The following is a 6,765-nucleotide window of genomic DNA, read 5'->3' on the forward strand; positions in this document are numbered from 1 at the left end:
ATGAATAAAACGAAGCTGTATGTAAACGCTTCCAACTTATGTTTTATCGGCATACTATAGAATTAGACAGAAAAAAAGATCCAGGAGGGAAACCATGGGAGAGAAGTACAAACGTATCGAAACGGCTGTCATTCATGAGGGATATGATTCGAAAGATCATTTGGGAAGCCTGGCTGCACCTATCTTTCAGACTTCTACATTCACTTTCGATACTGCCGAACAAGGAGAAAGGCGCTTTGCTGGGGAGGAGGCAGGCTATATTTACTCACGTCTCAGCAATCCGACCGTCAAAGTGCTGGAGGAAAGAATCGCCGCACTGGAAGGCGGCGAAGCAGGACTTGCCTTTGCTTCGGGGATGGCTGCAGTTTCAGCTGTGCTAGTAGCTTTAACAAAGGCAAGTGATCATATCATTTGTTCCCAGGGTCTGTATGGCTGTACTTTCGGCCTGTTACAGATGATGAAAGATAAATATAATATCAGCCACGATTTTTGTGCCATGGAATCGGCGGAACAGCTTGGCGCTCTGATTCGTCCGGAAACAGCCTGTATTTATGTCGAGACGCCGATTAATCCGACCATGAAAATGGTTGACCTAGAGATGGTCGCAAATGTTGCCAAGAACTATAACATCCCGGTCGTGGTCGATAATACGTTTTCCACCCCCTATCTGCAGAAACCGCTTGAGTTGGGCTGTGATATCGTTCTTCACAGCGCTACAAAATACATTTGCGGCCACGGTGATGTGGTCGCAGGCCTTGTGGTTGGGAAGAAGGAGTTTATTTCCAGCGTTGCGATGACAACCCAAAAAGATATCGGCGGCATTATTTCACCTTTTGATGCATGGCTGCTGCTTCGCGGACTAAAAACATTGCCTATTCGAATGGACCGCCATTCTGAAAATACATTAAAAATTTTTAAAAAACTTAGAAACCATCCGATAATTGATAAAGTCTACTATCCAGGAGACCTTGACCACCCGGACTACCATATTACGGTTAAGCAGATGAAACAAGGAGGCGGCCTTATCTCCTTTGAGGTAAACGGATCAAAACAAGCTGCACAGAAGCTGCTTAATCATCTTAGGCTTATAAAAATTGCTGTAAGTCTCGGCGATGCTGAAAGCTTGATTCAGCACCCGGCCACGATGACACATGCTGTAGTCCCGGAAGAATCAAGGCGAAGCATGGGCATCTCCGACCAACTGGTCCGTCTTTCTGTAGGGCTTGAAGCCTGGGAGGATATCTGGGAAGACCTAGAACAGGCCTTGAATTCATTAACCGAAATGGAATAATGAAAAGAGCCCGAGAAGTATGAAAAACTATAGCTTTTAAGCTTCAAGTTCATCTATATAAAAAAAACCGGGCATCAGAATTCATCCAATGCCCGGTTTTGTTACATTTATAGTGTTGCGAAGTCTGGGTCAGCCACTTTTACAAGCTGCTTGCCTTTATTTGTACCTTTGAACAAACCAAGAAAGGCATCCGGTGTATTTTCGAAGCCCTCGACAATTGTTTCCTCATATTTAAGCTTTCCTTCTTGAAGCCAGCCGCCTAAATACTCGGAAGCTTCCTTGAAACGAGGGGCGTAATCGCCAATGGTATAGCCTTTCATCAAAGCGCTGGTTTTTATCATGGCAGATTGTACACGCGGTCCCACATCAGGGCCGTCTAAGTTATAGGAAGAGATGGCTCCGCAAAGCGGGATTCTTGCAAATTTATTTAATTGCGTGAAGACAGCATCGGTTATTTCGCCCCCGACATTGTCAAAATAAACATCAACCCCATCTGGACAAGCTTTCCTAAGTGCTTCTTTCAAATTATCAGTGGTTTTATAGTTAATTGCCTCATCGAAGCCTAGTTCTTCTTTCAAGTAGTTGATCTTTTCATCAGAACCAGCAATGCCGACTACGCGGGCTCCTTTTATCCTGGCTATCTGGCCTACAACTGAACCAACTGCCCCGGCTGCTCCCGACACGACAACGGTTTCTCCCTCTTTAGGCTGGCCGATATCAAGAAGTCCGAAATAAGCCGTTAACCCGGGCATTCCCAGAATTCCAAGATGGGTAGTAACGGGGGCTACAGAAGGATCGATCTTGCGGATTTCCTTCTCATTTGCGGCTGTAAATTCAGCCCAGCCGAGATTGCCGATAACAACATCTCCCTGCCGAAAATATTCTGATTTAGATTCGATTACTTCTGCAATGACACCGCCAACAATCACTTCATTCAGCTTGAATGGCGGAATATAGGACTTCACATCCTGCATTCTTCCCCGCATATAGGGATCAACAGACAGATAAAGTGTTTTAAGCAGAACCTGTTTTTCCCCGGGGATAGGAATCTCTCTTTCTACATAAGAAAAGTCTGAAGCTGAAGGCATGCCTTCCGGCCGGTTCGCCAAATGGATTTCTTTTTGTACTTTACTCATCGATTACCCTCCTAAAGTTTATGAACTATTCTCTTTGGAAAATCTTAACACTAGCGTATAGGAACAGTCAAAGAATTCGCTGCAAAGGTCTCTTATTTTACATTTCATATTATTAGTGGTAAACTTCTGAAAAAGCAGTAGGCGTTTTGCCTAACTACATATCGAAAAGCAAAAAGTGTGTCTTGCCTTGACCGGCACTCTGAGCTTTTTCGTCCTTCGGGGTCGGGTGTAAATCCCAACCGGCGGTAATGAAGCAATTCTAAGCCCGCGAGCCTTAACCGGCAGGATTTGGTGAGATTCCAAAGCCGACAGTATAGTCTGGATGGGAGAAGGACAGTTGGAAAAATATATAATGCGTCAAGTCTATTGAAAAAAATCCATTTTTAATAGGCTTCTTTGGTTATATATTTAAGAGCCACATTCTCCCTTAAAAAAGACCTTTCAGGATAACCTGAAGGGTTTTATTTTTGAAAAAAAGAGGGTGAATAAATGAATGAATGATGAATTTTACATGAATCTTGCTCTGGACCTTGCCGAAGCAACGCAGGGACAGACAAGCCCAAATCCGGTTGTCGGGGCAGTCATTGTCAAAGACGGCGTGATTATTGGCCTTGGGGCCCATTTGAAAGCAGGCGAGCCTCATGCTGAAATTCATGCGTTGCGGATGGCTGGCGAGAAGGCTGCTGAAGCTAATATTTATGTCACCCTTGAGCCGTGCAGCCATCATGGCAGAACCCCTCCTTGTGCCGACGCGATCATCCACGCGGGGATCAAGAGGGTAATTATTTCTTCAATCGACCCGAACCCTCTGGTTGCGGGGAAAGGAATTGAGAAGTTAAAAGAAGTCGGGATAGAGGTAACTAGTGGGGTTCTTGCAGAAAGAGGAAACAAGGTAAACGAAGTATTCTTTCATTACATCAGGAATAAAGTTCCTTATGTAACATTGAAACAGGCGATTACCCTGGATGGCAAAATAGCCGCAAAGACGGGCCACAGCAAATGGATAACCGGAGAAGATGCCAGAAGCGATGTTCATAACGAGCGAAGCAAGCATGCCGCGATTCTTGTAGGGATTAATACCGTTATCCAGGATAACCCCAGTCTAACCAACCGAAATGAGAATCCTGGAAAGCAGCCGGTGCGGATTATTCTCGATACCCACATGAAAATACCTGCAGACAGAAAAGTGTTACAGGACCGGATTGCAGAAACTTGGATTATCACAGGCTCGGAGGTTCCCGAGGCAAAAATCGCTGAGTTTGAAAATGAATATGTCAGAATAATCAAGCTCCCATCCCCAGTAATTGAAATAAGAGAGTTGTTGGAACGCCTTGGTGAAGAAGGAATACCCTCGATTTATGTAGAGGGAGGGCAAGCGGTAAATGCAAGTTTTCTCAAAGAAAAAGCTGTCAACAGGCTTGTCACTTACATAGCGCCAAAAATAATCGGTGGAAATGATGCTCCCGGTATGGTTGGGGACTTACAGGTGTTGAGTATGGATGATGCTTTGGGGCTTCGGTTCCAATCGATCGAACAAATAGGGGAAGACCTTAAAATCACGTCAAGTATGAAATAAGGTGGAAAAAGTGTTTACAGGAATCATAGAAGATATCGGGACGGTTACTTCATTAAACAGCAGCGGGAACAGCATGGTGCTTACGGTTACTTCCGAAAAAATTGTGGAAGATATTCATATGGGCGATAGTATTTCTGTTAGCGGTGTCTGTTTGACAGTGACTGCCTTTACAAATCAAACATTCACAGTTGATGTCATGCCGGAAACGATGAAGGACACCTCGCTTAGGTTATTAAAAGCGGGTTCCCTTGTCAATCTGGAGCGGGCGATGAGTGCAAATGGCCGATTTGGCGGCCATTTCGTTTCCGGACATATAGATGGGACAGGAACAATCGCCAAAAAAGAACGAAAAGAAAACGCGGTTTATTATGTAATCGAATTGAGTGATTCGCTTAGCAAGTACTGCATTCCTAAAGGGTCTATCGCGATTGATGGGACAAGCTTAACGATATTTGGAATTCAGGACAATTTGGTGACGGTCTCGCTCATCCCGCTCACCCATCAAGAGACAGTGTTGGGCAGAAAAAATGCTGGAGACATCGTCAATGTTGAAAATGACATGATTGGAAAATATATCGTTCATCAAATCGAAACAAAGAACCCGAAAAAGGAATTAACCATGGAATTTTTAACTGATCATGGATTTTAGTAAAGGTGGTGGAAGTAAATGTTTAACACGATAGAAGAAGCAATAGAAGACTTAAAAGCCGGAAAAGCAATCATTGTAGTCGATGATGAAGATCGGGAAAATGAAGGTGACTTTGTTGTTCTTGCTGATAAAGCAACCCCTGAAGCGATCAACTTTATGGCAACCCACGGACGCGGTTTAATTTGTACGACGATTACTGAGGACACAGCCGCTAAATTAAAGCTTCATCCTATGGTAGAGGTAAATACGGATAATCACGGCACTGCCTTCACAGTAAGTATCGACCATATTAGTACATCAACAGGCATCAGCGCTTTTGAGCGGTCAACAACGATTCTTGAATTGCTAAAGATAGAATCCGTTTCAACGGACTTTAGAAGACCGGGCCATATTTTCCCCATCGTCGCAAAAGAGGGCGGCGTCCTGCGGCGGGCAGGGCATACGGAAGCCTCTGTCGATCTAGCGAAGCTTAGCGGTGCGGCTCCGGCGGGTGTCATTTGTGAAATTATGAAAGAGGACGGAACAATGGCACGTGTTCCCGATTTAATTGACATTGCTGGGAAACACGATTTGAAGCTAATAACGATAGCCGAATTAATCCGCTTTCGAAATAAACACGAAACACTGGTCAAGCGTGAAGCAGAAGTGAAGATGCCGACTTCGTTCGGCGAATTTAAAATGATCGGTTATTCCAATCCTCTCGACAACCGGGAGCATGTTGCTTTGGTGAAGGGCGAATGGGAAGAGGGAGAACCGGTTCTGGTACGAGTCCATTCAGAATGTCTGACCGGAGACGTATTCAGTTCACACCGTTGCGATTGCGGACCGCAGCTCCATGCAGCACTGGCCCAGATTGAAGAAGAAGGAAAAGGTGTACTTGTATACATGCGCCAGGAAGGCCGGGGAATTGGCCTGATCAACAAACTAAAGGCATACAAGCTTCAAGAAGAAGGCTTTGATACCGTTGAAGCAAATGAAAAGCTCGGATTTCCAGCAGAGCTTCGTGATTATGGGCTCGGTGCACAAATCCTCAGAGACTTGGGAATTGAAAAAATGCGTTTATTAACAAACAATCCGAAAAAAATCTCAGGGTTAACCGGATATGGATTGGAAATTGTCGAAAGAGTACCAATCCAGATGCCAGCTGAAAAAGAAAACGAGCATTATCTTGAAACAAAAAAAATAAAAATGGGACATTTGTTTATTTAAGGGGGAAGCATCATGGGCAAAGTATTTGAAGGAAATTTAATTGGCACAGGATTAAGAGTAGGGATTGTCGTAGGAAGATTTAATGAATTTATTACCAATAAGCTGCTCAGCGGAGCGATGGATGGATTGAAACGACATGGGGTGGATGAAGCCGAAGTGGATATCGCCTGGGTTCCAGGTGTCTATGAAATTCCGATGATCGCAAAAAAACTAGTCAATACTCAAAAATATGATGCAGTAATTGGTCTTGGTACCGTAATTAGAGGAGCGACAACTCATTATGATTACGTTTCGAATGAAGTGGCAAAGGGGATTGCATCCGTTTCACTTGAAACAGGAGTCCCGGTAATCTTTGGGGTACTCACAACCGAAAACATCGAACAGGCTATCGAACGTGCCGGGACAAAAGCGGGCAATAAAGGATATGAAGCCGCCATTTCTGCCATCGAAATGGCCAATCTTGAAAAAACGATCGGTTAAGCAGGATATATAAAGCTGGACAGGATAATATTATCTACTGTTCAGCTTTTTTTGTTGTAAATCTAATAGTGGAAGAGTTATACTATTATCATAATTCAGGAATTTTGATTTAAGGAGGTGAAAGAGATGAATCGTTCTGTTATTTTGCGCGAGCAATGGCTGGATTTTATATATATTTGCTGTGCAATTTTTCATGGTGCATTTGTTCAAGGGGGAAGTTTGCCCTTTTTTAACAACTGCATAATGAAAACAGAACGATAAGAAGTCTCTTCACCCACTGTTATAAGAAGGAATGGCAAAAGGGAGCCTTATTATTTAATTGTGCTCTCTTTTTTGTTCCCATTTTTATAAGGCCGCGGCTGGAAGCTCTGCTTCTTTGCAGCGGCTTTTTAGTGTGCCCCGCAGTCACACAATCTAGGTGGTT

7 protein-coding genes and 1 riboswitch are annotated in these 6,765 nt (G+C 43.9%); of the genes, 6 read left to right on the forward strand and 1 reads right to left on the reverse strand.

The annotated features are described in order from the left end of the window. Positions 1-94: 94 nt before the first annotated feature. Positions 95-1,291, forward strand: coding sequence for a methionine gamma-lyase (gene megL, locus ELQ35_RS12250; RefSeq protein WP_126865101.1), 1,197 nt, complete (start codon positions 95-97; stop codon positions 1,289-1,291). Between the two features lie 107 nt (positions 1,292-1,398). Here megL and ELQ35_RS12255 read toward each other — a convergent pair whose 3' ends face one another. Continuing rightward, positions 1,399-2,427: an NADP-dependent oxidoreductase gene (locus ELQ35_RS12255; RefSeq protein ID WP_126865102.1), complete on the reverse strand. Its 1,029-nt coding sequence runs from the start codon at positions 2,425-2,427 to the stop codon at positions 1,399-1,401. A gap of 208 nt (positions 2,428-2,635) precedes the next feature. After that, positions 2,636-2,765: riboswitch (FMN riboswitch) on the forward strand. A gap of 155 nt (positions 2,766-2,920) precedes the next feature. Between ELQ35_RS12255 and ribD the strand changes: the two genes are divergently transcribed. The 5 genes from ribD (at position 2,921) to ELQ35_RS23465 (ending at position 6,602) form a co-directional block, all read left to right on the forward strand. Continuing rightward, a complete protein-coding gene (gene ribD, locus ELQ35_RS12260; protein ID WP_126865103.1) occupies positions 2,921-4,003 on the forward strand; it encodes a bifunctional diaminohydroxyphosphoribosylaminopyrimidine deaminase/5-amino-6-(5-phosphoribosylamino)uracil reductase RibD in 1,083 nt (360 codons plus the stop codon). Positions 4,004-4,013: 10 nt separating this feature from the next. Next, positions 4,014-4,652, forward strand: coding sequence for a riboflavin synthase (gene ribE, locus ELQ35_RS12265; RefSeq protein ID WP_126865104.1), 639 nt, complete (start codon positions 4,014-4,016; stop codon positions 4,650-4,652). 18 nt (positions 4,653-4,670) lie between these two features. Then, complete coding sequence (locus tag ELQ35_RS12270; protein ID WP_126865105.1) at positions 4,671-5,861, forward strand: bifunctional 3,4-dihydroxy-2-butanone-4-phosphate synthase/GTP cyclohydrolase II; 1,191 nt, start codon at positions 4,671-4,673, stop codon at positions 5,859-5,861. A gap of 12 nt (positions 5,862-5,873) precedes the next feature. Further along, entirely contained in the window at positions 5,874-6,341 is a 468-nt protein-coding gene (gene ribH / locus ELQ35_RS12275) for a 6,7-dimethyl-8-ribityllumazine synthase (protein ID WP_126865106.1), read from the forward strand. 126 nt (positions 6,342-6,467) lie between these two features. Further along, positions 6,468-6,602 (forward strand): RAxF-45 family protein, encoded by a 135-nt coding sequence (locus ELQ35_RS23465; RefSeq protein WP_281278124.1) that lies wholly within the window; start codon positions 6,468-6,470, stop codon positions 6,600-6,602. Positions 6,603-6,765: the final 163 nt, after the last annotated feature.

This window comes from Peribacillus cavernae, from assembly GCF_003989135.1.
In the GTDB taxonomy this organism is placed as follows: Bacteria; Bacillota; Bacilli; order Bacillales; family DSM-1321; genus Peribacillus; species Peribacillus cavernae.